Consider the following 26,346-nt stretch of genomic DNA (forward strand, 5'->3'; position numbering starts at 1 on the left):
AATCAATAAGCTTGCTCCCGTGAGATACAGTATTGTGAAGAGCTTGCTATCTTTGCTGTATAAGTCAATCACCTGATCCCCACCACATACCCTTCCCTCCTATGAAGATCAGATACGCCCTCCTTGTGGTTCTCTCGCTCTCGTTACCCAGCTATGGGCAGAGGAAGCAGAGCGCTAAGGCTACCCCTCAGATCCAGCGGGTGCAGCAGATCCAGCGCATCCTCAAGCCCAATACGAGCCGACAGAATGATCGCAATCGTATTAATATCCCGCTCACCCGCGAACTCATCGACTACGGCATGAAGAAGCACGACCTCAATATCCTCCTCCAGGGCTACTCGGAGCTCTGGCTACGCACGGTAGGTCGAGATCCCGAGGCGAAGATCAATGCCTACCAGACCCTTCATGAGCTGAAGAGCCTACCTTGGCTGACGGCGACGGACCGCCTGGCCCTCAAGCTCTTCACCTTGTGCTATTACTCCGATCATCAGGATCGCTATCGCTACCGCTCCGAGGAGATCGTGGCGAAGCATGTTGATCCTGTGAATCCCGAGAGCTGGAGCCAGCAGGACTACAATACCTTCTACACGACCCGTATCCGTGAGCTCATCAGCGAGCCCGCAGCGCTGTCGGCTTCGCTGAAGCCTTACTCCGCCGCCTTCTCTATTGATGAACGGGTGATCGGAGAGCCTACGTTCGGCACGGAGCTACTCAACAACTTCCCCCCGATCGAAGCCCTTGGCCCCCTGCATCGTGAGGTGCTGAAGACCCTTCGCCCTGCCGCTGAGGCGAGCAAGAGCGTCTACTATCGTGCGCTCATCGACGCCCATCAGATCCTTCTTGACAAGGATCACATGACAGAGGCCCAGCGCATCGAGGCGCTTGAGGGGCATCTGAAGAAGTACGCGACCCATCCGGAGGTCGGTGTGCAGCTCGGCTCACTCCTCGAGCTCTATCCCTACCAGCGTCTGCGCCGTGCCCGCTTCCTTGAGTCGGTCATCCAGCGTGTGACGGGGCTTACTCCAGAGATGCGCAAGCAGCTGGGTGAAGAGGCCAAGGAGTGTCGTCGCCCCGAGCTCCTACAGAGGGCTGACCGTAGCTACCTCGACAGAGTAGGCGTCCATCTGGAGGCACCCTATCTCGTGACGAAGGCCACGGTGCGGCTCTATAAGGTCCCTACGATTATCCGCCCCGATACGCGTGAGGAGTGGAAGCCTGGTAGCCAAGACAAGCCCATAGCGACGAAGGAGGTGACCTTCCAGCTCGATGACTTGGGCGAAGGCAAGGGAGCTAAGCCCTTTAGCCTGGATCTCCCTACGGCAGCCAACTACTTCCTAACGACCACGTTCGAGTACTCTCCCGAGGCTTCGTCCAAGGACTTGGATGCGACGAATAGTTTGATGCGTACAGAGTACGTCTATCTCGGGCATGAGATAGGGAACGCAGGGGCGCATCAGTGGCTGAATGCCCGTACTGGGGCGCCTGTAGCTGATCAGTCCTTCCACTCCTATCAGATATCCCCTGATATGGTTGACTTTGCCTATAAGGGGGATGTGAAGACCGATGCTCTCGGGTTCTATCACCTCAAGGAGGGGACCTACCGCTACTTCTTGGCATCGGGGAAGGACCCACTCATCGCCGAATCCTACCACTCCCGCGGGTGGAGAAAGGGCGAGGGGCCTGCTGACCCCTTACGTCTCTATGCCTACGAAGGCTATGTGACCACTGACCGTCCTGCCTATCGTCCTGGACAGACGGCTCATATCTATGGGGTGTACTCCGAGGTGCGTATGCACGCCGAGGATACTCGTGTAGCAGCTTCGAAGTCCCTCACGCTCGAGGTCATCAATGCTTCGCGTGAGAAGGTGCAGGAGCTTACGGTCAAGACGGATGCCTTTGGGCGCTTCTCGGCCAGCATCACCCTGCCGAAGGATGGCCTCACGGGTGACTATCGTATCGAGGCTCGGGCGGCATCGGAGCGTGATCAAGAGCTTTCGTCTGAGTTCAGCTGTAAGTTCGCGGTCTTCGAGTATAAGCGCGAGGGTACGGAGCTCACCGTCGACATGCCTCAGCCTCCCTATCAGTATGGAGGCACGCTCCCCATCACGGGCTCGGTGCGCACGCTGAGCGGTAGCCCCGTGGCAGATGCTCGTGTGCACTATACGCTCGAGCGTCATGCTACCTTCTGGAGCTTCAGAGGGCTGAGCGTCGACTATAGCGATCGTAGCAAGATGGAGAAGATCACCTCGGAGGTCGTCACTGATGCCTCGGGTCGCTATTCCTTCACGGTGCCTCTTCCCGAGGATCCCCAGAAGCTCACGCAGCGTGAGGGGGATTACTTCGCTCCGTGGTACCACTATGTGCTGACTGTCACCTCGACGGACGGTGCTGGTGAGAGCCATCAGGAGTTCTTGAATATCCCCATCGGTCAGCCTGTGGGTGCGGTGAGAGTGAAACTCGCCCAGTTCATCGACCGCAAGAGTGCGAGCACGACGCTCCACTTCTCGAACGATACCTACAGATCCCGTGCCGAGGCTCCGACCGTTCATTATCGCCTCATGAGTGGTGGAAAGGTACATCTGGAGGGGATGACCCTTACTGATAGCCTCATTGAGCTGGCTCCTCGCTTAGCGTCCCTTCCCTCGGGACGCTATGAGCTGGACTATAGCGTCAAGTACCGCGACTCGCTCTCCTATGTCGGGCAGATGGCTCTTTACCTCTTCGATGTGCATGATAGCAAGGTCAGCGACCTGCGTGCGCCCCTTCTCCTCTCCGCCGGCGACGGGAAGTATGGTGGCGGGAAGAAGCCCGTCGTCTACTATGCGACGAGCCTCCCCGATGCCTACATCTACTATAGTGTATATAGTCAGCGTGGCCCCATTGCCTCGGGCGTCCTTCGTCCGAAGGCTGGTGCGCTGTGTACGCTCCCGATAGATATCTCCAAGGAGCCCACCGAGCCCGAAGAGATCAAGGTACAGCTCTATACCGTGCGTGACGGCCGCTTCCTCCACGAAGAAGTGACGCTTCAGCGCACACAACCCGAGAAGGAGCTTCAGATCACGTGGGATAGCTTCCGTGACCGACTGAAGGCAGGCGATAAGGAGACGTGGAGCTTCACGCTCCGTGACGATAAGGGGCGTCCTGCTGAAGGTGTGGCGGTGGCCGTCTGGATGTACGATGCCGCCCTCGAAGCTTTTGGGAAGCTGAGTCCATGGTACCCTGCGCTGCGCCTGAAGAATACCAGCTTCTCAGGGATCCTCGGTAACTATTCCGCCTCTGTCCGTAAGCAGAATCATGGGCGCTATCCTGATGGAGCGTGGTGGACGGCTTGGCTGGGGGATAAGCCTCGTGGGGAATTCCGCTCACCCTTCATCAAGAAGTCCGGGGATGATAAGGAGGAAGCCTCCCCTGAGTATCTCGAGGAGATGCTTGCAGTCGCACGTCCTATGCTGTATGGCTCTTCTCTGGGGCTCGCTGCTGACTCTAAATTCGTCAATCATGTAGTCACAGCTGCTGTCCCTCGCAGCGCGAAGTCCGCTCGTCCCGCGGGTTGGGATCCAGAGGTGAGCGCCCCTGAAGTGAAGCTTCGCCAGGACTTCTCCGAGACGACGTTCTTCCTCCCCGAGCTAAAGACCGATAGCAAGGGACAGGTTAGCTGGAGCTTCAATGCCCCTGAGCAGCTCTCCCGCTGGCGTCTCGTCCTCAACGCCCACAGCCGTACGCTGGATCATCATATCGAGCGCCGCACGGTAGAGACATCTCGCGAATTCAGTATCCGCCCCACGCTCCCTCGCTTCGTCCGTGAGGGCGATGCTGCGACCCTCGTCACCGAGGTGCGCAATGAGAGCCCCGAGGCACAGTATGGTACGCTGACCCTCGAGCTTTTCGATCCCGCAAGTGGTGCAGTGCGCTCGACCCAACAACAGACCTTCGACATCGCCGCTTCGTCAGCTACGACCCTGAGCCTCCCGCTGGAGGGCTATCGTGGTCTGGACTCCGTCGGCGTGCGTGTCATCGCCCGTGGTAACCATTCCTCCGACGGCGAGCAGCACATCCTGCCCGTCCTCTCCGACCGTGAGACCATCACCGAGACGATCGCCTTCTCCTCCCACTCCGAGGGGACGCAGCGTATCTCGCTGGCTCCGCTCTTCCCCTCGACAGGGAAGATGCCTGAGTCGGGTCTCTTCTCCGTCACCCTTCAGCCCAACGCTTCGCGTCTGGCACTCACGGCACTCCCCGTGATGACCTATAACAAGGAGGCCTCCGCCTTCGCTGCTGCGACGGCCCTCTTCGGGCAGTCGGTAGCCCGCCTCCTCGTCGGCTATGAGCCCCTACATAAGTGGGCAGAGGGCGTGCTGAATGCTCCCGAGTCCACGCAGAAGGGTACCAGCTACGGCGCCCTCGTCGGGCGTGACAGCCTGCTCTCAAAGAGCCCTTGGGCGCGTCGCCTGAAGCAGGAAGCTGAGCAGGAGCGTGAGCTGGCTCGCTTCCTCCTCAGTCCTGATCATACGACTACGAGCGATCAGCTCCTCAAGCGTCTCGGCGACCTGCAGACCTCCGACGGCCTGTGGGCGTGGTACCCTGGTATGAAGGGTAGCCTCTATACCACCGAGTACGTCCTGCGTACGCTACTGCGTATGGCCGCCTACTCCGATCTGGAGTCCGCCCTGCGTCTGCGCCTCGAGGAGATGATCCGCCGAGGGATGAAGGCACTGGACAAGCAGGCCGTACGCGATCATGCTGAGCTCGTCAAGGCTAAGCGTGCAGGGAAGAGCGTCTACGTCTACACCGACGTCGACTACCTCTACCTCGCGGCTCTGGCGAAGACGCGCGGCCTGCGTGATGCCTCCGAAGAAGCCAAGAAGGCAGAGAGCTACTTCCTCCGCGAGCTGCGTGCGGATCTCCGTGATATGCCACTGGATGATAAGCCTCGTGCAGCACTTATCTTCCTCCGTGCAGGGGAGAAGAAGCTCGCCATGGAGCTTGTCGAGAGCATCCGTGACTACCTCGTCGAGGATGAGACGGGGCTCTTCTTCGCCCGCCTGCAGTCAGGGAGCTATTCGTGGATCAGCCGTGCACTGCCCGCTGCCGTCGAGACGCTGGAGCTCTTCTCCGACCCCGCCATCATGGATATCGAGCGCATCAGCGGTATCAAGCGCTGGATCGTCGCTCAGAAGCGCACCAACTCATGGGGGCGTGACCTCCCGACGGCCGAAGCCGTCTACGGCCTCACGCTCGGCGATCCTATCGCTCACGAGCTGGATAAGGACGCACAGGCACGCATCGATCTGCCCGTCGTAGGGGGCGAAGCCATCCGCCTCGAGGGCGACCGCCTGCAGGTGAAGATGCCCTTCACGAGCACCGTCCACCCCGATACCGTCCTGACGCTCTCGCAGTCACAGCCTGCCGTCCTCTGGGGGAGTGCTACGGCGACCTACACCCTGCCTACGGCAGAGATCGAGGCACGTGGCAAGCAAATCCAGATCACGCGTGAGACCTTCCTCCTGCGTCGAGGGAGCAATGGCGACGAACTCCTACCACTCGCCGAAGGGCAGGAGCTGCGTGTCGGTGACCGCCTCCGCACGCGTCTCACGATCCGCCTTGAGCAGTCTCTCGACTTCGTCCAAGTCATCGACCCCCGTCCAGGCTTCACGGAGCCCATCATCCAGAAGCCCGGCTATGAGTGGGGCGAAGGCACGGGCTACTACGTCGAGCCAAAGGATACGGAGACGAACTTCTACATCGACCACCTCAACCGCGGTACGTACCTCCTCAGCTACGACCAGTATGTGGCACGTGCAGGCCGCTTCGCTGGCACCGTCGCCCGCATCGTCTCGTGCTACGCACCTGACTACAGCGCGCACACGTCAGCTGGTATCGTGACGAGCGTCCTACCGCTGAAGAAGTAATTCCCCCAGCCGAATAGCTAAGCCCCCCACGAGCTCACTCATGCGAGCTTGTGGGGGGCTTTCTTTGTACTCTACGAAGGGGGGAGAGCGACCAGTAGTGGTTCGTGCTCCGACCAGTAGTGGTTGCATATAGTGACCAGTACTGCTTCGCTTCGTGACCACTACTGGTTTGCTCGCGGACCACTACTGGTTTCTACCACCCTCCACTACGGGTACGCACCCCCGATATCGTGATGCAGTACCTTTTCACTATCTTTGCAGTACAGACCTTACGGGGATGACCTGGCTTTGACAGCATGAAGAAGTGGTCTGTAAGCATGTAGTGCAAGGCTTGTGAGCACTCTAATCTCACAGAGCAAAAATTCAACTGGCGAAAATAACTACGCTCTCGCTGCGTAACCGAATAGAGTAGGTTCGACGCTTCATCACGACGACAGACTGTTGTGACGAGACATCACTCAGGTAGCCGTTCTCACCGAGGCGACTTGATCATAGTGGTGCCGGAAAATCGGAGACTGGCCCAATGCTTGCCCTTGGCTTGGGAGTGTATTTAGAGGGATAAGGCACTGCCTATGGTAGCCTCAGCCGCGGGCGGTGCACGAAAATCTAAAGTGAGGATAAACATGTAGAAAGCAGATTAGTTCCATGTTTGGACCGGGGTTCGAACCCCCGCATCTCCACTCATTAAGGATCCGATCAGGCGACAATGGTGGCACCCGCCCCGTTGTCGCCTGATTTCTTTGTATAGACTACCTTTGTCGGAGGTACACTCACTTCTTACTAATCCTTTGCCCCACAAAGTGCCCCACGTATATGAACCGATCGCTACACCGTGCGCTCTATAGCTGCGCCCTTGTCCTCCTTACCCTGATGATGACTCAGACTGCTGCCCTTGCCCTCCCCTCCGATACGCTGACCCTTAGCCGTGGCTGGACCTTCAGCGAGCACGGCAGCTCCGAGGTGCATCCTGCGACGGTGCCTGGTGTCGTACAGCAGGATCTCATCCGTCTGGGCAAGCTCCCCGATCCCTATTACCGCCTCGCCGAAGACTCTATCCAGTGGGTCGGTGAGCGTGACTGGGACTATGCCTGCACCTTCACCCTCAGCCCCGAGCAGCTCCAGCGTCCGTCGATTCACCTCCTCTTCGAGGGGCTGGATACCTACGCTTCGGTCTACCTCAATGGGCAGAAGATCCTCGAGGCGGAGAATATGTTCGTAGCGCACGAAGTCGATATCCGCCCGTATGTGACGGCATCGAACCGCCTGGAGGTGCGCTTCCGTTCTCCTCTCACCGCTGCCCTACCGCTCTACGAAGCTGCGGGCATCAACTATCCCGCGGACAACGACCATGCGGAGAAGCACCTCTCGGTCTTCACCCGCAAGGCACCCTATCACTACGGCTGGGACTGGGGCGAGCGCATGATCACCATCGGCATCTGGCGCCCTGTACGAGTGCTCCTGCGTGGGGCGACCTTCTTCGCTGAGCGCCCCGTCGTGACCTATCACCCCGAGCGAAGCCTGCCCATCGAGGTGCGCCTCCCCGAGGGTGCTGTCCGAGGGAGCGAAGCGACGCACCTCAGCTACCACCTCTATGACGCTACGGGGCGACTGGTCTTCGAGCGTACGGCACCCCTTGCCGACTTCATCACCCCGACTGAGCGTGGGGGCTTGCACGCTCTGGCTAATCCCCAGCTGTGGTGGCCCAATAGCTTAGGGAAGCCCTACCGCTATAAGGCACGCTTCGAGCTCCTCGAAGGCGAGCGTGGCCGTGTGCTTGACGCGACACAGTGCGCTGTCGGGCTACGAACGATTGAGCTGGTACGAGAGAAGGATAAGGACGGGCAGAGCTTCTTCTTCCGTGTCAATGGGCAGCCGCTCTTCGCTAAGGGTGCGAACTATATCCCTGGCACCTTGCTTCTCCCGACCCGCACGAAGGCCGATCGCAAGCAGCTCTTCGACGACGTCGCTGGCTCGCACTTCAATATGCTCCGCGTCTGGGGTGGGGGGACGTACGAGGAAGATGCCTTCTACGACGAAGCGGATGCACGCGGTATCCTCATCTGGCAGGACTTTATGTTCGCCTGCACCGCCTATCCTGGCGATAGTGCTTTCCTGAAGAATGTCCACAGTGAGCTGGTGTACAACATCCGCCGTCTGCGTCAGCACCCCTCGGTGGCGACGTGGTGTGGCAACAATGAGATCCGTGAAGCGCTGAAGTACTGGGGCTGGGCGAAGCGCTACCCGAAGGAGGTGTATGAGAAGTTCTGGCGCGACTACGAAGCCCTCTTCTGCAAGCTCATCCCCGAGACGCTGCGTGAGGAAGATCCCCTGCGTCCCTATATCGAGAGTAGTCCCGACACGGTGAACTGGGGGCGCCCACAGGAGATGGGTCTCGGCGAAAGCCACTACTGGGGCGTATGGTACGGCCGTCAGCCCTTCGAGATCCTGCGTGAGCGTATGCCCCGCTTCATGAGCGAATTTGGTGTGCAGTCCTTCCCTATGCTCCCGAGCATCAGCCGCTTTGCCCGCCCTGAGACGGACTATGACCTTGAGAGTGACGTGATGAAGGCGCATCAGAAGAGCAGTATCGGCAATGATGTCATCCTCCACTACATCCGTCAGGACTATCCCGAGCCCCGTGACTTCGCGGACTTCGTCTACCTCTCGCAGGTGATGCAGGGGCGTGGTATTGCCCTTGGCATCCGTGCTCAGCGTGCCGCAGCGCCCTTCTGTATGGGTAGCCTTTACTGGCAGCTCAATGACGCTTGGCCCGCTGTCTCCTGGTCGAGCATCGACTACTATGGCGAGTGGAAGGGCTTGCAGTACGAGGCGAAGCGTGCCTTTGCGCCCATCATCCTCGTCCCCGACACCGCACGGGGCAAGATGCTACTCACCTACGATCCGCTACCTCGCCAGCGTCAGGTAAGCCTCACCGCTGAGGTGCGTGACTTCTCGGGTCGCCTCGTAAGACGTCATACCTTCGCCCCCGAGACGCTCCCAGCGCGCCAGGTCGGTCGCCTTGAGGTCGCACTTCCTATGGAGAAGCTCTTCACAAGTGATACCGAGCGCAAGGGAGCCTTCGTGCACTACGAGCTGCGTGATGCACGGACGAAGGCGCTCATCACCCAGCTTACCGACTACGCTGCACGCACCAAGGAGCTGCGCCTACCTCGCACGAAGGCGGGGGACTTCACGATCAAGACGACCCGACGTGCTGGTACGCTCTTCATCGATATTCAGAGCAAGACGCTCCTGAAGGACGCTTACATCGACCTTGGAGAGACGGGCTGGCAGCTCTCGGACAACTTCCTCGACATCCTCCCAGGTCGTCGCTACCGCCTGCGTGCTACGCGCCGTCAGAACGCCCCTGCCCGCACGACGACAGCCCTTCCCACCGTCACCCTCCGCTCCATCACGACGGCGGAGTAGCGAGGACTTCCCCGCTTAATCCTTTGTCGGAGGAAGCGTGTAGACGAGTTGGGCCCGCGCGCCATGACGCACAAGCAGGCCCTCTTCGGCGAAGGAGCGCAGCTCGGCAGAGGCTGCTGTGTGGGAGAGCGAGACGAGTTGCTTGTATTCTTTGACGCGGAGGACGCCGTGCTCGCGCAGGAAGGCTTGCGCTGCGGCAAGTCGTTCGCTCTGCCCAGTGTGGGGGCTTGCGTAGACTTGGCGCTTCTGTCGGCTCAGGCGGCAGGCTTCTCCCGTGGCATGAAGGAAGGATTTGTCGGGGCGGAAGGCTATCCCAGCGACGCGAAGGCTCACGGCGTTGCGGTGCTCTTCGGCTTCTATCTCGGGCGTGACGTCCTTGCGATAGCCGAGCTTGGCGCGGAAGGAGCCGAGGCCTTCGATGCGGACTGCATAGCCAGCGGCGATACTGTCGCTCATGGCGTCGATAAGAAGGCCGACCATTCCTTCGACTTCGGCGGCGGCGAAGGTCGTGCCACGCGCGATTTGCTCCGCCAGATCCCGAAGGTTTGTCGTGCCCTCGATGAGGATGCGAGGGGTATGAAGCCGCTTCCCACGCCCGAAGGCCTTCGGCAGCTCTCTCATGATGTACTTTGCCATACGCTGTGTTTTAGAAGGTAATGTCCTGATGAAGGCGGGGCGAAATGCTCTGCGTCGAGGTGCTTTGCCTGTTGAATGCCCCACTTCCCAGCTGAGGAGGTGGGGCTTAATGCTTTATGGTGTAAGGCGTTTGCGAGCGAAATAACTCCCGTTCTTCATGATCAAAAGTACATAACTCTTCGCAAGAAAACTACGATCCCTCCGAAGAAAAATTACGCCTTCGCTCGTCGGCTTATTCGCCTTCGGACGATACTGCGCACGCCGACGAGCGAAGGCGCATAAGCCGACGGCTGAGGTCTAAGCTATTTCTCAGCGCTCTCCCAACTTTTCGCCCTCTCCTTTACGGTTTATTTTGAAGAGCTTCCCCCTTATTTTCCCTAATGAGCACCCACGCATCAATGCTCTATCCAAGAGCTACTACTCCATAGCGCTATCAGTCTCCATACGAATGCAGATGATCATAGGTAATGTGTAGAGAGGATGCCCATTAACGAGTATGACAAAGAGAATTGAAGTATCTTTGTTCGAAACAAATACTTCATCTAAGCGCTTCAATTACCTGCCCTTATGGAATCAGACAAGCAAAAGGTCAAAGAGCTATCCATCTCCAGGTTAGTCCTCTGGTCAGAAAATCCCCGAGATCCACTTCCCGATCGAAAAATTGGGAGAGAGAATGATAGAATCATTCGCAGGGCGATAGAGGATGTCGACAAAAGTTGGAAGCTCTTGTCTTTACTTAAGACTATGGGGGAGATGTATGATTCTAGTGATCTGCCCATAGTCGTGATGAAGGACGGGCATCCGATCGTATATGATGGCAATCGTCGAGTTATTCTAGCTATGATCAAGCATAACGAAAAATATCTCAAGTTGCTTCCCAGCAGTGCAAGGAGAAAACTTGAGGGTTTTGACGTTGATAAGAAACTATACTGTGATGTTTGTACCGAAGCTACGGCGCTGAAATTAATCATTAGAAAGCATGCTGATTCTGGTAGCTGGAAGCCTATTCAGCAGGGGCTGTTTAGAATGAGGTATATGGGGGAAAGTCCAAGTATTCTCCTTCAGATCAACTCACTTACAGATGGGGCCATTGAGAAGAGTAAAATGCTCAATCAGCGATTTGTCGAAGAAGAAGTCTTCATAAAAGGTCACCTGGAAAGCTTAGGCATATCTGTCGAAGGTGATTCTATCAAGAGTGCTTATACGAGGGAGGAGCTAGTAAGTATTCTTAGAGATATTTTTAAGTTGATTGAGGAGAGAGACATCTCCACCCGAAAGCGACCTGCCCTTGGAAAGCTTCCGAGCTCGCTCAGCGAAAGGAGTCAAGCGCTATGCTCAAGTAAGAAGGATCAACCAAGAGTGTACACGGAGAAATATGTGCCAATAGAGCCTGCACCCATCGAAGAGGGGGCGAGAGAAGAGAAAACAGTCCCCCAAAAGAGAACAAGAAGAGTAGAAGAGGATGAAACTCCATTGTTTGGGAAGGTCTTATGCCTAAGATCGGGCTCTGTTAACAACTTATATAAGGAGATTGAAGAGTTAGATCTACTCATCTCAAAAAGTATAAAGAAGAGCGAAAAGAATAAGTCTCAGAGGAAGGGAGTCACTGTAAATGCGCATGTGGTGACACGAATGGCATTAAGGCTATTATGTGAGACGGCTCTGAAAGATCTCGGGATGAATAAGCTGGCTGAGTATCTATCCGAATACTTTAAAGAAGCAAGGAAAAGCCTCAGCGGGAAAGAGAGAAAATTCTTGTCTCATAATTTGTCGAAGGTAGATCCCAAAGCTGCACATAATCACGAACAACTGCTCAGCTTATTACAAGATTCCGCTCATACTTATGATGAATCTGCGCGTAACTACAAGCAAACTATAGCAATGTCAGTTTTAGTAGGAGCTATCCTATCGTGTTCTCATGGGAAGGAATAATTAGATGAGGCATATATCCCCGCTAAGATATCCTGGAGGGAAAAGTTGTATCCATCCGTTTATCTCGTCACTTATCAAAGAAAACAGGCTCCAGCACTTTAGCTATGCGGAGCCTTATGCTGGTGGTGGTGGTTTGGCCTTGAGGCTTCTCGTGGAGAATGCAGTCGATTCGATTCATCTAAATGATCTGGATCGGTCTATATATGCCTTCTGGTATAGCATCCTTCACGAGACCGATACCTTTTGCGATTGGCTCAGTCATGTAAGCATTGATATGGCTCAGTGGAAATACTTCCACGAGGTGCAAGAGCACAAGGATACAGTAGACCTCTTGGAGCTTGGAAAATCGACCTTCTTCTTGAATCGGACGAATGTATCGGGGATCATCAAGGGAGGGCCAATTGGTGGACATGCTCAAGCAGGGAAGTACAAGCTGGATGTGCGATTTAATCGGGAAGCTCTGATTGATCGAATTGAATGTATCGCTCGAAGATCCGACGACATTCATATCTCCAATCTTGACGGAGTAGAATTCATAAAGAGGCTCAATGAAGAAGCGAAAGATATCTTCATTTATTTAGATCCGCCATACTATAAGAAGGGCTCTTCTTTATATATGAACTACTTTCAGGAGCGGGATCACGTGAAACTAAGGGATGCACTCCGTACGATCAATAAGCCTTGGATAGTGTCGTATGATAACAATGAGTTTATACTCAACCTCTATGAGAACTATGCAAGGATTAGCTACCAACTATCTCAGTGCACCTCTAATAGGGTGGGAGAAGAGGTGATAGTCCTTAGTACACCTCTCCATGCAGATGGCTCTCTTGCACACCTCAAGAGCCCTCAGACTATCGCACCAAAGGAAGTCCCGTCTTAGGCTCGGCGAAGCGAGCCACTTTGCTCGCCTGCGATCCTTCCGATTACACCGAAGAGGCGTATCTTTGTGCGGCTTTGTCCCCCTAAAAGATTACAGATGAATAAGAATATCACCCGCATCGCCCTCACCGGTGGCCCTTGCGCAGGTAAGACCACCGCCCTGGCGCAGATCATCGAGCACTTTAGTGACCTCGGTTACCTCGTCTACGCACTCCCCGAGACGCCGACGCTCTTTAGCAATGCGTCGATCAACTTTGGCACGCCCGACCGTCAGTACTTCTACAACATCGAGAAGGCTGTGATGAAGTACCAGCTGCAGATGGAGGATACCTTCCTCGAGCTCGCACATACCGCTCCGCACCCCGTGCTCATCATCTCCGATAGAGGGACGATGGACATCTCGAACTATATCGAGCGCACGATGTGGCAAGCCCTCCTCGACGAGCTGGGTCTCTCGGAGATCAAGCTGCGTGATGCTCGCTACGACGCCGTCATTCACATGGTCACCGCAGCACAAGGCGCGGAGGAATTCTACACGCTGGAGAACAATGCTTCGCGCCACGAGACCGTAGAGGAGGCACGTGACCTTGATGCCCGCATCCTCAAGGCTTGGACGGGACATCCCCATCTGCATATCGTGGAGAACAATGTGGACTTCCAGGAGAAGATCCGCCACGTCCTGCAAGCCATCCATGAGACGCTGGGCGACGATCCCGCTACCTTCACCGATATCCGCCGTCGCTTCCTCGTGCAGGTGCGCGGTGAGATCCCCTTCGGCGTAGAGACCGACCTCTATCAGGCCTACATCGATATGGAGGACGGCTCGAGTGTCCGCATCCGTAAGCGCGGTCTGCGTGGCAACTACGTGTACTTCATGACGCGCAAGAGCCCCATCGAATCGCAGTCCATCATCACCGAGCGCCAGATCGGCCCCGACGAATATATCTCTTACCTCAACTCCATCCCCTCGCCTGACGAGGTGCTGGTGCATAAGCTCCGTCGCAACTTCGTCTGGGCAAAGCAGTACTTCGAGGTGGACGACTTCATCGAGCCCAAGCGCGACTACCAGGTCCTCGAGATCTCGTGCGCACCGGATCAGGAGGTGAAGTTCCCTCCCTTCATTGAGGTCATCAAGGAGGTCACAGGCGATCCCGTCTACGGACGCTTGTAGTCCTTCGCTACTTCCCCATAAGCCATCGGCCCCGCAAGACGAGTGTCTCGCGGGGCCGATGTGGTATCAGATGGGTAGGAGGTGCGCCTTAGCAGCAGTAGAGGCTGGTCGCTAAGAAGAGCGTCAGGGCGAGCGTCAGAAGGAGTGTCGTCGGGACGACGATCCAGCGAGACTGACCATACTGCTGGCAGGCGAAGAGAGAGAGGATGAGGGAGAGGACGAGTGGCAGGATCACTGCGGCGATGGCGACCCCCATACTCTGGCCCAAGAAGAGCTGATTCATCATCTGCATCGAGAGCGAGATGAAGAATGACAGCAGCGTGAGGGTGAAGATCACCATCAGCGTGAGGAGGGTTGGTTTGGGGTACACGATAGCGAGGTATTACGGCGGGCGTTGGTGCTTGCAGCAGCGTGCGTCTGTCGGGTGTAGGGAGTGTGTGAGGCTCCCGTATTCTGTGCAATGCCAGGGTCTCTACCCATTGGCTAAACAAATGTACAAGTATTTTTCTCGACAAGCCCCCACACGTGCGGAGCTAAGTCCCCGAAGGTAGAGTACGCTCCCCTCCCAAGCTGAGGCGTACGGAGGCTATGATGACTACTGGTATTGGCGTATCTTTGTATAGGCTGGAGTGGGCCAAGAGACCTTAGCCCCAGCCGAATTTATCCCTCTTCTCTCCCAGCCAATGGACAGCAAACTTACCCTCGGGGAGGCGCAGCGCCTCGTCGACGAATGGATACAGAACTATGGTGTGCGCTACTTCGCACCCCTGACGAATATGGCTATCCTCACCGAGGAGGTCGGCGAAGTGGCTCGCCTGATGTCTCGTCTCTACGGCGAGCAGAGCTTCAAGAAGAGCGACGAAGGCCATAACCTCGGCGACGAACTCGCTGATGTGCTGTGGGTCGTCCTCTGCATAGCCAACCAGACGGGCGTCGACCTCGAGGCAGCCCTCAAGGCAAATATCGAGAAGAAGACCCAGCGGGACAGCGAGCGCCACCGCACCAATCCCAAGCTCGCCCCCGACACTCCCCCAGAGACTCAACCATAATACCCACATACTGATGGCAGAAACAAATCAAACTAAGTACACCGAGGCATTCGGTGCTTTCGCCCCTGCTCTCACTGTCGAGGAGCTCGACAGCCGTATCGCTAAGATCCTCGAGGAGCGCTTCGAGAAGAACAATACCCGTGAGGTCAAGAAGTTCCTCCACTCGACGATCGACCTGACGACGCTCTCTGGTACCGATACCGAGGAGAAGGTCGCTCAGCTCGTCGCCTCTGTCAATGACTTCGAGGGCACGGAGGACGTCCCCTCCGTCGCAGCGATCTGCGTCTATCCGAACTTCGTCAAGACCGTCCGTGAGATCCTCACTGCCGAAGGCGTGCAAGTGGCTTGCGTCAGTGGCTGCTTCCCTGCTTCGCAGAGCTTCCCTGAGGTGAAGATCGCCGAGACGGCGCTGGCTATCGCTGCTGGTGCTGACGAGATCGACATCGTCCTCAACCTCGGCGCCTTCCTCGCTGGTGACTACCTTGAGGCTTCTACCGAGATCGAGGAGCAGAAGGCTACGGCTCGTGGCGCACACCTCAAGGTCATCCTCGAGACGGGTGCTCTGCGTGATCCCGAGCTGATCCGTCGTGCCAGCATCCTCGCACTCTTCTCTGGAGCTGACTTCCTCAAGACGTCGACGGGGAAGGAGTTCCCTGGCGCCGACCTGCGAGCTGCCTACATCCTCTGCTCGGTGCTGCGTGAGTACCGTGAGAAGTACGGCGAAGTGCGTGGCGTGAAGTTCAGCGGCGGTATTCGCTCAGCCGAAGAAGCTGTGAAGTACTACTGCCTCGTCGAGGCTATCCTCGGGGAGGAATGGCTGGACAACCGCCTCTTCCGCATCGGGGCAAGTAGCCTCGTGGGGAGTCTCCAGCAGGAGATCCTCGGCTAAGCTCCGCTATCATTACCTCTAATATTGCACACAGGCTACCCCTGCTCCGCACCCTGCGGAGGGGGTAGCCTGTCGTGCTATGTAGGGCATTTTTTGTACGTTTGCCTACCGATAAGCATTTGACAATCCCACCACTTATGGCATTCAATACCTCCTCCTCCTCCGAGGGCTCATTCCTTGGGCGCTACCTGCAGCGCCTCTATAGCCTGCGCTTCTTTGCGCTTCTACTCTTCCTGCTCCAGATATGGGCTGCGGGAGATTACTACGTGGGGCAAGGGCGCTGGCCTTACTTCGGAGAGGTCATCTACCAGACGCTGAGCCTTGCTACCTGGGCCTCTATCCCCACGCTAATCATCGCGCTCTTCCCCTATCGCTGGCTGAGGAAGGTGCTGCAGGGCCTCACGATCTTCGCCTATAGCTACCTGCTCCTCTTCGAGTCCTTCCTCGTCTTCTCCTATAGCTCGCTCTATACTGACAGCATCGCGCTGAATATCCTGGCGACCAACCCAGGGGAGGCCTCAGCCTTCTTGGAGAACCTCAACTATAAGGTCTTCCTCCTCCCGCTCCTTGTGCTTCTCGTGCTCTTCACACTCACCTATGCGCTCACACGCCGCTGGGGGAAGGAAGTGGGTACGTCGCTACGCCGTGGTCTCCTCTTCTGTGGGATGCTCGTGACGCTGCCTATCTCGTGCTTTGTCGTGCGTCCGGCGCAACTCTCCACGATGAGCTACCTCTACATGGCGCCCGTCGAGCGTATCTACATCGGTACAACGAGCTGTATCGCCGATGCGGAGCTACTGGCCAAGTACAGCGCGAATGCACGCAACTTCGATGTGGGTGCCATCGAGCATACACGTGATATGAAGGGCGTCACCGTCGTGGTCGTCCTCGGCGAATCCATGCGCCGCAACTATATGCACTGCTACGGCTATCCACTGGAGAATACTCCTAAGCAGGACTCCCTTGTCAGGACGGGCGACCTCGTCCTCTTCTCCGATGCCATCTCTTCGGCAGCCTGGACGACGGGCTCGATCTCACAGAGCATGAGCTTCTACACCCTCGAGGGTCCTGAGAAAGAGTGGTACAAGTACCCCGCACTGCCCCTCGTGCTCTCCAAGGCAGGCTACTATACCTACTGGGTCAGCAATCAGGAGAAGCAGGGCACGGGTATCCAACCCATCCCCACGCTCGCCTCTACGTCCGATAGCACACGCTTCGTCCGTATCCGCACGGCTGGTGACTGGAACGCTTCTCCCGATAGCGATATCCTCCCGCTCCTCTTTGACCGCACGAAGACTCCCGCAGGGAAGGATCTCTTTGAGGTCGTGCACCTGATGGGCTCGCATACCCCCTATTCCGATCGCTACATCCACGAGAAGGCGCCCTTCACCGTAGACCAGCTTCCGAAGACGCTCCCCAACGGGAAGCCTACCCCCACCGATGCTAAGCGCCGTGGCATCATCTGCGACTATGTGAACTCGATCCACTACAACGATCAGGTCGTCTCGCAGATCTTCCAGCGCTACAGCCAGACGCCCGCCATCGTCATCTACCTCTCCGACCACGGGCAGGCCGTCTTCGAGAATCCCGAGCGCCCCGACTACTACGAGCATGAGGTATCGCAGGCGGGGCTGATGATCCCGCTTATGGTGTACGCTTCGCCTGCGCTGCGCAAGGAGCACCCCGAGATCTACGAGCAGATCGTAGCGGCGAAGGGTCGCAAGATCATGACCGACCTCTTGGCGAACTCTATCTGCGGTCTCCTGGGCGTCAAGACGAAGTACTACAACGCACGTCAGGACTTCTTCTCCAGCGAGTACGACAATGCCCGCCGACGCCTGGTGCAGGCATACGACGGGCAGATGCGTGAGTTCTAAGTCGTGAGCGAGTGGGTGCGTGCCCTTAGAAGTCTAAGAGGCGGTAGCGCTTACGCACCTCCGGCATCGACATACGCTCCTGATAGTGCCACCACTCCTTGTCATAAGGGCGCAGGCCCTCGGCACCTAAGAGTCGCTTCATCAACGCCCTGTTCGTAGGGACCTCTGGGGCAAAGACGCCCTTCTTCACTAAAGCCCCTTCATCTCCGAGGTGAGCCTCCTCACCGAAGTGATCGAAGGGGCTTCCCATATCCAGCGGTTTGCCTGCGGCATCGACGATGGTGAGGTCTACCGCCACGCCGTAGTTGTGGCGTCCACCACGCTCGGGGGCGGCGACGTAGATCTTCTTCGGTGTGCCTGCCACGGCCTGATACATACGGCGCTGTACGCTCTGCGGGCGTGCGGCATCATAGATGAGGAAGGCATAGCCGGGCTTCTCGTGCTCGAGAGCCTGCTGGGCACGAGCCAGCGCACGGGCGAGGTTGGGGTGGAGGTAAGCCTTGCGTAGCGAGCCGTACATATTCGCCCCGATGAAGTTGTCGCGCGTGGCGTACTTCAGCTCGACACGGATGCGGGGAGCGAGGCTGGTGACCTCGACGAGGCCATAGGCCTGCATAAGGGAGTCGAGGTTGCGAGCCGAGAGGCTCGTCGTAGTGAGGAGGAAGAGGGCGAGTAGGAGGCGATACATTGCTAAGTCTATGAGGGGGTGATGCGAACCTATATTGGTCACTGAGTCGACCTATATAGGTTGCTTCACGGACCAATATAGGTACATATAGGTGACCTATATAGGTCGACTCAGTGACCAATATAGGTCGGGATGCCCTCCCCTGCGTGATGCTACTTTATAGTGCCGAGCGCAGGGCGGGCGTCGGGTGCAAAGATAAGAGGAAGCCCCGAGAGTCACGAGCGGACTCTCGGGGCTTCCCCTATGATGTAGTCGTCAGGTGTGGCTTACTTCTCGAGGAGCTCGAGGGTAGAGAGCTTGTAGACGACCGAGGCCTGGATCATCTGCTGGGCCTGCTCAGCAGCACCCATCTGGAGTGATTCGCCATAAGCCTGGTTGTAGTACTCACGTGCCTGCTTGTAGTCCTTCAGCTCACGGTAGGAGTCCCCGACCATGACGAGGAAGTTGATCTTATTCATCAGGGTCGTTTCGTTGGGGATAGCCTTCTGGAGCCAAGCGATAGCCTGCTTGTGGTCAGCGGCCGTGAGCTTCTTGCCAGCAGCGTTGTAGAGGGACTGAGCAGCGATACCGTAGTCAGCAGCGTTGGCGTCTTCGCCGAGGCCATTGAGGTAGCTGGACATGAGCTTGATGTACTGGGGTACGTCCTTATTCTTGTAGATAGCGAAGAGCGCACCGTAGTAGTCGACGGACTTCTGGTAGGGCGTGACGGTCTTGAACTTGATCACGTCGTAGGCCTTCTTGTAGTCCGTGCGGATCTTCTCGAGGTACGTCTTGTAGGACTCGTCGCCCTTCTTGACGAGGTCGAGCATGCGCTCATCGTTCTTCTCGATGACGTAGTAGGCAGCGGGCTCGCCGACAGCAGCGATCCATGCGTCGAGGTTGGAGTTGATGTACTCGACGACACGTGCTACTTCGTCAGCGTCATCACCACCGAGGTTGCTGATGATCAGGTAGTCCTTCTTGTTGATGAGGCTGTTGTCAGCCATCTTCTTCGCGAGGTAGTCCTTGTAGAGCTTGCGGACACGTACGACCCACTTCTCAGCGTCCATGCCGTCCTGCGTGGTGAGGAAGCGTGGGGCGATGGTCAGTAGCTCCTGCTGGATCTTCAGATCGTTGGGCTGTGCGCGGTGCTCCTTATAGAGCTCTTCGAAGCCCTTGACCTCACCGATAGCGGTCTTACCCATCTCGAGCAGCTCTTCGGCCTTCATGAAGCCGACGTTGATCTGGATAGCCTTGCCGTCGGGAGCGATGATCCCGAGGGTGGGGAAGGCCTCGACCTTGTACTTCTTAGCGATCTCGACGTTCTCGGGAGCCTCGGCATCCATCTGGAGGTTGACGAACTTCTCGTTGAAGAATTTCCCGACCTCGGGCTGCGTGAAGATGGTCTTCTCCATCTTCTTACAGGGTACACACCAGGTAGCGTAGAAGTCTACGAAGAGGGGCTTATTCTGGCGCTGAGCTTCAGCGAGGGCTTCGGCGAAAGTCCCTTTGAAGAAGCGTATGCCCGCCTCCTGAGCTGAGACGAAGGAGAAAGCGAGGAGTGCTACGACCAGAGAGGTCACATACTTGAGGTATCTCATAGGGAGCGTGTATTAGGCAGCGTCTTGGATAATGAAGGTGAAGAGGCCACGGAGCTCACGGCTGTAGCCTTCGTTGTAGACCCGTAGATTGACGGTATAGCGCCCATTGGGGAGGTTCTGCACCGCAGCGGGGAAGAGGTTGATGGTACCACCATTGACGGTGATCGTACCTTCCTTGACAGCGGCAGCGAACTTCTCGGCATCGCCCCCATCAGCGACATCGACGCTGAGGAACTCATAGTTCACGGGGTTCGTGCCCGAGACACCCTGGATACGCTGGGAGGTCCAGGGGGCGGGATAGGTCTGGGTCAAGCTATGGGGATTGTCATCGTCGACCGTGCGGTAGACGTTCAGTTCCTTAGCGGAGAATGTGGCGTGCGTCGCATCGAGGTAGCCCACGGCCATCTTGCGGCAAGAGGGCAGCGCAAGGGCGAGGATCACGAGGAGCAGGCTATATATAGATCTTGCAGTCATCGGATGAGATGTATTTAGAAGTCCGTAGGCGTGAAGTCGTACTGGAGCGAGTGGACGACGCCCGTACGTGTCTGGATATCGTGCGAAGCGATATCACGCGAGATGCTGGTCGTGGGGGAGACGATGTGCAGGCGGTTCGCCCCTGAGCCCGCTACCCCTGCGTAGGTGTCGCGGAAGGTGTAGAGCCAGAGCTGCTTGCCCGAGGCCATCGTGTAGGTCTTACCACCCGTACCGATGGTGCTCCCGTCGGCGGCCTTACGCCCTGCGGGGAAGTCCTCGAGGAGGAGCTTCTCCTGTGGGATGACGCAGTCGAGGATGATGCTGCGGCATGTGGCCACGCTCATACGGTCGATGAGCTTCATCGTCTCCTCGTCGGTGAGCGTGCTGGGATCGACGGCATCAGCGGGAGAGGTGCCGTCCTCATTGATACCATAGGTGCGGTAGAGGTAGCGGCGGATGCTGTGGTTCGTGATCCCGAGGAAGGTGATGTTCGGGCCATACTGCGTGTTCGTCCCCTGGAAGAGATCTTCGAGGCCAGCACGCTTGGTCATATAGACGAGGTAGCTCCAGTTGTAGCTATCAGTCTGGAAGTACTCCCACATCGTCGTGTCGTGGTAGGACGTAGCCTTGCCCGTCTCGACGAAGTCATACTTCGTACACGAGGAGAAGAGGCTGAGGACGAGTAGTGCGAGCAGATATATTGGATGCTTGATCGTACGCATAACGGATAGATCTTAGAGGGTACTACATGTAGCGGAACCAGTAGGGACGCTGCAGGATGAGGCCGTTGATGACCTTACCATCCTTGTCGCGCTGGGCGCTCGATGGGATAGGCAGGCAGAGGGCACCACCAGCGATATCCGCCGTGGAGAGCGTGGGGAACTTACCCGTGAGCTCAGTCTTGACGTAGCCGTTGCGCAGGATATCGTAGTAGCGGCTATCGTTCTCGAGGATGAACTCACGCTCGCGCTCACGGAAGATGGCCTTCTTCAGGTCACTCTCACCCGAGGCAGGGTAGGTCTTCGCACCAGCACGTGAGCGGATCTTATTGAGGTCCGAGATCGCCGTGGAGGTGTCACCCAGCTTATTCGCACACTCGGCACGAAGCAGGTAGACATCTGCCAGACGCCAGTAGACGTAGTTGGCATTGATGCTGAGGAAGCTCTTGCCAGACTCAGCGCTCTGGTCGATAGCGAAGACTGCGTTGCGGAACTTGTAGGGCACAGCGTAGCTCACGCCAGAGACCGTGTGGTCGGTATTGAACTCATAGAAGAAGGCCGTACGGCGCGCGTCATTCGCGTCGGGATAGAGCTTCTGGATGGTGGACTTCTTCAGGCGGAAGGAAGCCTGTGCCAGGTCCCCCTCGGTGAGCGTGGTATTGACAGGCCACGTAGCGAAGAGGTTGGCGACTTCGTTCTTAGAGGTTGACTCATTGCCACGGCTCTTATCGTAGACGAGGGAGAAGATCTCCTCGGGGTTCGTAGCACTGGGGTCAGAGAGGAGCTGACATAGTTCCTCGGGGGTCGAGACGAGGCTGTAGGTGCCGACCTCGCCGTTGATGACCTTAGAGGCATACTCGACGCTCTTGCGGTAGGCCTCAGTAGCGTCTACCGAAGACTCGCCGTAGAGCTCGGCCATGCTCCCCTTCCAGGCATAGAGGTGTGCTAGGAGCGTGGCGCTATTCCCCTTGCTGCCGTACTGCTTGGAGGCGGGTACGTTACCAGAAGTCGTGCGGAGCTTGTCGTAGGTAGGCAGGAGCTCGAAGGCCTTGAGGGCATGCTCGATACCTGCGTCGACGACCTGCTGCTGCGTAGAGAGACCGTAGGTCTTCAGCTCCTTAGCGTTCTCCGTGATGACTGCCTGACCATAGGCACGGGAGAGCATGAAGTAGCCGAAGCCGAGAGCGAAGTGTGCCTGACCTGCGTGGTAGGCGTAGCGCTCTTCGGAGAGGCCTTCGGTCTTGTCGATATTATCCAGCAGGAGGTTTGCCTCGAAGATCATACGATAGACGTATTCCCAGTCGGCGGAAGCCTGGATGATACTACGAGGATTACCCTCGCGGAGCTGCCCATCATCCTGCGTCTCGTCCGCAAGGAGGCCGACCTTCGTCAGAGGCGTGAAGGCGTCCATGCAGTTGTCGAGGTAGAAGTGGATGGTGGTCGTCGTCGTGTTGAGCTCAGCCTCTGTGGAGAATGCATTGCTATAAGTGATGGCATTCTCGGGCGTCAGGTCCAGCTTACAGGAGGAAGCCAGGAGCGTGAGCGCCAGGGCGGGAAGGATATAGCGTTTCATTAGAACTTCAGATTGAGACCAAGCGTAAGCTTGCGATTGAGGGGGTACATACGGCCCGTGTCCTTACCCGTAGCAGGGTCGACGATCTCGGGGTCAAGCCCAGAGTAGTTCGTCAAGAGGAGGAGGTTCTCACCAGCGAAGTAGATACGCACATCCTTCATGCGGAGGCGCTTCGTCCACGTTTCGGGGAGAGAGTAGGAGAGGCTCAGCTGCTTGAGGCGGAGGTAGCTCACACGCTCGATGTTGGTATCGATGTCGCCATCGAACTGACCCGTGTAGCCGTCATCAGCGAACTCGAGTGAGGGGTACTCGGTCTTGTCGCCAGGATTCTGCCAGAAGGTGGCGCGGGAGAAGTCGTTCATCACGACGCCGAACTTCTTATTGAAGAGGAAGGCACCGTTCTTCACCATGTTCATCATGCGCTGGTCGATCGTATAGGTCAGCAGCACATTCAGAGCGAGACGCTTGTAGGTGAAGGTATTCGTGATACCCCCGTAGGCCTTGGGCAGTGCGCTACCAGCGTAGTAGATGTCTTCGCTGTTAATGTAGCCGTCGCCGTTCTGGTCCTTGATCTTACGACCACCGACACGCAGTGGGTAAGCGAGCGAACCGAAGGAGAGGGGTACACGCAGACCCGTCTGGTCGTAGTAGTAGGGGATAGCCGACTCGTCCTGTACAAGGCCTTCATCCTTGTAGGTGTAGATACCATAGATGGGGCGGCCGAGTACCTTATCGCCGAGATCCTTGCCGTCGTAAGAGGCGAGGAAGCGGTTCCAGTTGCGAGCGATATTGAAGCGGAGGTTCCAAGAGAAGTCCTTGCGGCGCATGAGGTCAGCCGAGAGGTCCAGCTCAAGACCTTCGTTGGAGATAGCCGAAGCGTTCGTCCAGGTTGTCTTCGAGATGAAGAAGTTACCTGGGGTGGGCACCTGCATCAGGAGGTCATAGGAGTGCTTGTAGTAGTAGTCTACCTTGACCTTGAAGCGGTAGTTGAAGAGGTCGAGGTCAAGACCGAGGTCATACTGGTCGCTCTTCTCCCACGTCAGGTGGCTATTGGCCATAGCGCTGGGCTGGAGACCGGGCTGACCGAGGAAGGAGTTCGACTCTTCCATCAGACCGTGGGCGAGGTAGGCTTCCTGGAACTTCTGACCGCTCTTACCCCATGAGGCACGGATCTTACCGAAGCTGAGGAACCAGAAGTCCTTCATGAACTGCTCCTTGGAGAAGGCCCATGCAGCACCGATAGAGGGGAAGGCTGCCCAGCGGACGTCACGGCCGAAGACCGACGAGCCGTCGTAGCGGAGTGAAGCCTCGAGCATGTAGCGCTTGTCGAAGTTGTAGGCGACACGACCGAGGTAGCTGAGCATGATCTGCTCCTGACGGTCGGTCGTCACGCGCTGGAGGTATTCGTCACGACCCTCTACATTGCGAGCCTGTGGCCAGCCATCACCGATCTCATAGATCTTGTTGGTAGGACCACCAGCAGCCTTACCCTTGATGTTCTCCATCAGGTCGTAGGTCGTGGTCATCCCTGCCATGAGGTCGAAGTTGTGACGGTCACGCAGGTTGAAGCGGTAGGAGAGGATGTTTTCCCACTGGATCATGGCGACCATCGAGCGAGAGGCTTCGACGGAGGAGAGGTTGTTGCTGTTGAGGTAGGAGGGGCGGAAGACGTGGTTGTTAGAGAAGTACGCGTCACCCGAAGCGGAGGTGGCGAACTTCAGCCCCGCGATGGGGCTGTAGTCGATACCGACGGAGAGGCGGGCGTTGAACATCCCGTTGCGGGCACGTACATCACGGATCTTCTGTAGGGTGAGCTGCTCAGCGATAGAGCCACGACCTGGGTAGACCGTGGGCGTTTCCTTAGGGTCGACATCGAGCCCCTGGATGTTGGAGCCGCTGATAGCTTGCTGTTTGTTGTAAGCAAGGTTGAGGCGCGTGAAGGCATTGACCTTAGGCGTGAGGCGCAGGTCAAGGTTCGAGAGGAAGCTGAGGCGCTTGAAGCCCGAGTTGATCTGGATACCGCGCTCGTCATAGAGACCCGTGCTGACGAGGTAGCGCACGTTGTCGTTACCCCCAGAGGCATAGAAGTCACCCGAGGTCACGCGGCCTACTTGGAAGATGTACTTCCACCAGTTCGTGTCATTGTTATAGAAGGTATTCAGCGAGTCCTGTGCGGAGGCGGGGGGCTGGTTGTCCTTCGTCAGTACATTCCCGTTACCCCAGAAGTAGTCGTAAGCCCCGTCGAGGGTAGGTTCCCAGCCGTAGGATTCTCCGTAGCGGCGGGGGAGGATGTAGCGGTTGGTCTTATAGTTGTTGTGACCGATACGCTGGTGCTGTGCGAGGATGTTGTGCACACGGCGCTCACCGTGACCACGCATCTGCAGAGGCGTGGAGGGGAGGAAGGAGACGGACTGCGAGAAGTTCAGACCGAACTCTGCCTTGCCCGACTTACCCTTCTTCGTCGTGATGAGCACGACACCGTTACCCGAGCGGGAGCCGTAGAGCGAAGCGGAGGCAGCATCCTTCAGCACTTCGACCGACTCGATGGTCGAGGGGTCAAGACCAGCTAAGGCGTTGATACCACCGGTAGACTCAGCAGAGACCTTCGAGAGAGGTACTCCGTCGACGACGAAGAGAGGTGAGCCGTCGTTGATCCCCTGGTCGTTGAGCGAACTGATACCGCGGATGTTGATACGCGTACCGCCACCACCAGGTGAGCCCGACTGGTTCGTCACCGACAGACCCGACATCTGGCCCTGCAGGAGGGACTGGAGGCTGGGTGCGGGAGCGTCCTTGAGCTGGTCAGCCTTGATGGAGCTGACAGCCCCGACGAGCTCCTGCGTATTGCGTCGGCCGTAGGCGATGACGGTGACACCGTCGAGGGACTTGACGTTCTCCTTCAGGACGACCGTCACGGGCTGTCCTGCGGTGAAGGTGGCGCTATTGTCGTAGTAGCCGACGTAGCTTATCTGGAGCTCGCCAGAGGCTTTGTCGGTATTGATGGTGAAGGCGCCATCGATGCCCGTCTGGGCGCCGAGCTTCGTGCCCTTGATGCGGACGCTGGCGCCGATGATGCCTTCGCCACGAGAGTCCTTGACGACCCCTGTGACTTGGCCCTTAGCGGTAGCCTGCTGCTGGGGGCGGAAGATACGGATGGTCTTGCCATCGACGGCATAGATGAATGGAGTGCCCTTGAGCAGGCCTTCGACCGCCTTCTCGGGAGTTACCTCGTCGAAGGATACGGTGGCTTTGTAGCCTGCGGTACGAAGCTCAGGCTCGTACTCAATCTTGTAGCCTGAGTTCTGGGCGATGAAGTCGAGGATAGAGGCGATGTCCTTGTCTTTGAAGGAGACCGAGACGGTCGGCGTCGCAGGGGTCTGGCTCCAGCCCTCAGTGGGGGTGGAGAGTCCCAGCGCGCACAGGCAAAGCCCGAGGGCCAGACGCCGGCGTATTCTTAATGGTTGTCGCATGGAGGATAGGTATAGGTATGACTTATCTATCGAGGTGTAGGGATATATCAGAGGCGCTGCGGTGTGTG

16 protein-coding genes and 1 other RNA gene are annotated in these 26,346 nt (G+C 57.3%); 9 read left to right on the forward strand and 8 right to left on the reverse strand.

The window, feature by feature from the left end:
• Positions 1 to 101 precede the first annotated feature (101 nt).
• The 3 genes from HMPREF1121_RS05065 to HMPREF1121_RS05070 all read left to right on the forward strand — a co-directional run bounded on the left by HMPREF1121_RS05065 (position 102) and on the right by HMPREF1121_RS05070 (position 9,338).
• Positions 102 to 5,909, forward strand: coding sequence for an alpha-2-macroglobulin family protein (locus tag HMPREF1121_RS05065; RefSeq protein WP_044115084.1), 5,808 nt, complete (start codon positions 102 to 104; stop codon positions 5,907 to 5,909).
• Positions 5,910 to 6,182: 273 nt separating this feature from the next.
• Positions 6,183 to 6,592, forward strand: a transfer-messenger RNA (tmRNA) gene (ssrA, locus tag HMPREF1121_RS08745).
• Positions 6,593 to 6,722: 130 nt separating this feature from the next.
• Positions 6,723 to 9,338, forward strand: a complete 2,616-nt coding sequence (locus HMPREF1121_RS05070) for a glycoside hydrolase family 2 protein (protein ID WP_052353602.1) — start codon at positions 6,723 to 6,725, stop codon at positions 9,336 to 9,338.
• 15 nt (positions 9,339 to 9,353) lie between these two features.
• Here HMPREF1121_RS05070 and HMPREF1121_RS05075 read toward each other — a convergent pair whose 3' ends face one another.
• The gene (locus HMPREF1121_RS05075; RefSeq protein WP_044115086.1) at positions 9,354 to 9,974 is read right to left on the reverse strand and encodes an HU family DNA-binding protein; all 621 of its coding nucleotides are present in this window, start codon (positions 9,972 to 9,974) and stop codon (positions 9,354 to 9,356) included.
• A gap of 567 nt (positions 9,975 to 10,541) precedes the next feature.
• Here HMPREF1121_RS05075 and HMPREF1121_RS05080 point away from each other — a divergent pair.
• The 3 genes from HMPREF1121_RS05080 to HMPREF1121_RS05090 all read left to right on the forward strand — a co-directional run bounded on the left by HMPREF1121_RS05080 (position 10,542) and on the right by HMPREF1121_RS05090 (position 13,959).
• The gene (locus HMPREF1121_RS05080; protein WP_044115088.1) at positions 10,542 to 11,906 is read left to right on the forward strand and encodes a hypothetical protein; all 1,365 of its coding nucleotides are present in this window, start codon (positions 10,542 to 10,544) and stop codon (positions 11,904 to 11,906) included.
• Between the two features lie 4 nt (positions 11,907 to 11,910).
• Positions 11,911 to 12,789 (forward strand): DNA adenine methylase, encoded by an 879-nt coding sequence (locus HMPREF1121_RS05085; protein ID WP_044115089.1) that lies wholly within the window; start codon positions 11,911 to 11,913, stop codon positions 12,787 to 12,789.
• A gap of 96 nt (positions 12,790 to 12,885) precedes the next feature.
• Positions 12,886 to 13,959, forward strand: coding sequence for an AAA family ATPase (locus HMPREF1121_RS05090; RefSeq protein ID WP_044115090.1), 1,074 nt, complete (start codon positions 12,886 to 12,888; stop codon positions 13,957 to 13,959).
• An 88-nt stretch (positions 13,960 to 14,047) separates the two neighbouring features.
• Here HMPREF1121_RS05090 and HMPREF1121_RS05095 read toward each other — a convergent pair whose 3' ends face one another.
• On the reverse strand, positions 14,048 to 14,299 hold the full coding sequence (locus HMPREF1121_RS05095; protein ID WP_044115091.1) for a hypothetical protein: 252 nt from the start codon (positions 14,297 to 14,299) through the stop codon (positions 14,048 to 14,050).
• Positions 14,300 to 14,642: 343 nt separating this feature from the next.
• On the opposite strand from HMPREF1121_RS05095, the gene HMPREF1121_RS05100 reads away from it, so the two are divergent.
• From HMPREF1121_RS05100 to HMPREF1121_RS08665, 3 genes are all read left to right on the forward strand, one after another.
• Positions 14,643 to 15,008 carry a nucleotide pyrophosphohydrolase gene (locus HMPREF1121_RS05100; RefSeq protein WP_044115092.1) on the forward strand — a complete coding sequence of 122 codons (366 nt, stop codon included), beginning with the start codon at positions 14,643 to 14,645 and terminating at the stop codon, positions 15,006 to 15,008.
• A 13-nt stretch (positions 15,009 to 15,021) separates the two neighbouring features.
• Positions 15,022 to 15,897, forward strand: coding sequence for a deoxyribose-phosphate aldolase (gene deoC / locus HMPREF1121_RS05105; protein WP_044115093.1), 876 nt, complete (start codon positions 15,022 to 15,024; stop codon positions 15,895 to 15,897).
• A gap of 137 nt (positions 15,898 to 16,034) precedes the next feature.
• Positions 16,035 to 17,774 carry a phosphoethanolamine transferase gene (locus tag HMPREF1121_RS08665; RefSeq protein WP_052353603.1) on the forward strand — a complete coding sequence of 580 codons (1,740 nt, stop codon included), beginning with the start codon at positions 16,035 to 16,037 and terminating at the stop codon, positions 17,772 to 17,774.
• Between the two features lie 25 nt (positions 17,775 to 17,799).
• Here HMPREF1121_RS08665 and HMPREF1121_RS05115 read toward each other — a convergent pair whose 3' ends face one another.
• The 6 genes from HMPREF1121_RS05115 to HMPREF1121_RS05140 all read right to left on the reverse strand — a co-directional run bounded on the left by HMPREF1121_RS05115 (position 17,800) and on the right by HMPREF1121_RS05140 (position 26,278).
• Positions 17,800 to 18,462 carry a M15 family metallopeptidase gene (locus HMPREF1121_RS05115; RefSeq protein WP_044115094.1) on the reverse strand — a complete coding sequence of 221 codons (663 nt, stop codon included), beginning with the start codon at positions 18,460 to 18,462 and terminating at the stop codon, positions 17,800 to 17,802.
• 266 nt (positions 18,463 to 18,728) lie between these two features.
• On the reverse strand, positions 18,729 to 20,042 hold the full coding sequence (locus HMPREF1121_RS05120) for a thioredoxin family protein (protein ID WP_044115095.1): 1,314 nt from the start codon (positions 20,040 to 20,042) through the stop codon (positions 18,729 to 18,731).
• A gap of 12 nt (positions 20,043 to 20,054) precedes the next feature.
• Positions 20,055 to 20,516, reverse strand: a complete 462-nt coding sequence (locus tag HMPREF1121_RS05125; RefSeq protein ID WP_044115096.1) for a hypothetical protein — start codon at positions 20,514 to 20,516, stop codon at positions 20,055 to 20,057.
• A gap of 14 nt (positions 20,517 to 20,530) precedes the next feature.
• On the reverse strand, positions 20,531 to 21,238 hold the full coding sequence (locus tag HMPREF1121_RS05130) for a hypothetical protein (protein ID WP_009432668.1): 708 nt from the start codon (positions 21,236 to 21,238) through the stop codon (positions 20,531 to 20,533).
• Positions 21,239 to 21,260: 22 nt separating this feature from the next.
• On the reverse strand, positions 21,261 to 22,808 hold the full coding sequence (locus HMPREF1121_RS05135) for a RagB/SusD family nutrient uptake outer membrane protein (RefSeq protein WP_044115097.1): 1,548 nt from the start codon (positions 22,806 to 22,808) through the stop codon (positions 21,261 to 21,263).
• Positions 22,808 to 26,278 carry a SusC/RagA family TonB-linked outer membrane protein gene (locus HMPREF1121_RS05140; RefSeq protein WP_052353604.1) on the reverse strand — a complete coding sequence of 1,157 codons (3,471 nt, stop codon included), beginning with the start codon at positions 26,276 to 26,278 and terminating at the stop codon, positions 22,808 to 22,810. The genes HMPREF1121_RS05135 and HMPREF1121_RS05140 overlap by 1 nt, the downstream gene beginning before the upstream one ends.
• Positions 26,279 to 26,346: the final 68 nt, after the last annotated feature.

Origin of the sequence: Porphyromonas sp. KLE 1280, from assembly GCF_000700805.1 — a bacterium.
GTDB classification, from domain to species: domain Bacteria; phylum Bacteroidota; class Bacteroidia; order Bacteroidales; family Porphyromonadaceae; genus Porphyromonas; species Porphyromonas pasteri.

Coding starts and splice junctions, on each gene's coding strand:
- HMPREF1121_RS05065 (WP_044115084.1), top strand. CDS start 102: ATGAAGATCAGATACGCCCTCCTTGTGGTTCTCTCGCTCTCGTTACCC.
- HMPREF1121_RS05070 (WP_052353602.1), top strand. CDS start 6,723: ATGAACCGATCGCTACACCGTGCGCTCTATAGCTGCGCCCTTGTCCTC.
- HMPREF1121_RS05075 (WP_044115086.1), bottom strand. CDS start 9,974: ATGGCAAAGTACATCATGAGAGAGCTGCCGAAGGCCTTCGGGCGTGGG.
- HMPREF1121_RS05080 (WP_044115088.1), top strand. CDS start 10,542: ATGGAATCAGACAAGCAAAAGGTCAAAGAGCTATCCATCTCCAGGTTA.
- HMPREF1121_RS05085 (WP_044115089.1), top strand. CDS start 11,911: ATGAGGCATATATCCCCGCTAAGATATCCTGGAGGGAAAAGTTGTATC.
- HMPREF1121_RS05090 (WP_044115090.1), top strand. CDS start 12,886: ATGAATAAGAATATCACCCGCATCGCCCTCACCGGTGGCCCTTGCGCA.
- HMPREF1121_RS05095 (WP_044115091.1), bottom strand. CDS start 14,299: ATGGTGATCTTCACCCTCACGCTGCTGTCATTCTTCATCTCGCTCTCG.
- HMPREF1121_RS05100 (WP_044115092.1), top strand. CDS start 14,643: ATGGACAGCAAACTTACCCTCGGGGAGGCGCAGCGCCTCGTCGACGAA.
- deoC (WP_044115093.1), top strand. CDS start 15,022: ATGGCAGAAACAAATCAAACTAAGTACACCGAGGCATTCGGTGCTTTC.
- HMPREF1121_RS08665 (WP_052353603.1), top strand. CDS start 16,035: ATGGCATTCAATACCTCCTCCTCCTCCGAGGGCTCATTCCTTGGGCGC.
- HMPREF1121_RS05115 (WP_044115094.1), bottom strand. CDS start 18,462: ATGTATCGCCTCCTACTCGCCCTCTTCCTCCTCACTACGACGAGCCTC.
- HMPREF1121_RS05120 (WP_044115095.1), bottom strand. CDS start 20,042: ATGAGATACCTCAAGTATGTGACCTCTCTGGTCGTAGCACTCCTCGCT.
- HMPREF1121_RS05125 (WP_044115096.1), bottom strand. CDS start 20,516: ATGACTGCAAGATCTATATATAGCCTGCTCCTCGTGATCCTCGCCCTT.
- HMPREF1121_RS05130 (WP_009432668.1), bottom strand. CDS start 21,238: ATGCGTACGATCAAGCATCCAATATATCTGCTCGCACTACTCGTCCTC.
- HMPREF1121_RS05135 (WP_044115097.1), bottom strand. CDS start 22,808: ATGAAACGCTATATCCTTCCCGCCCTGGCGCTCACGCTCCTGGCTTCC.
- HMPREF1121_RS05140 (WP_052353604.1), bottom strand. CDS start 26,278: ATGCGACAACCATTAAGAATACGCCGGCGTCTGGCCCTCGGGCTTTGC.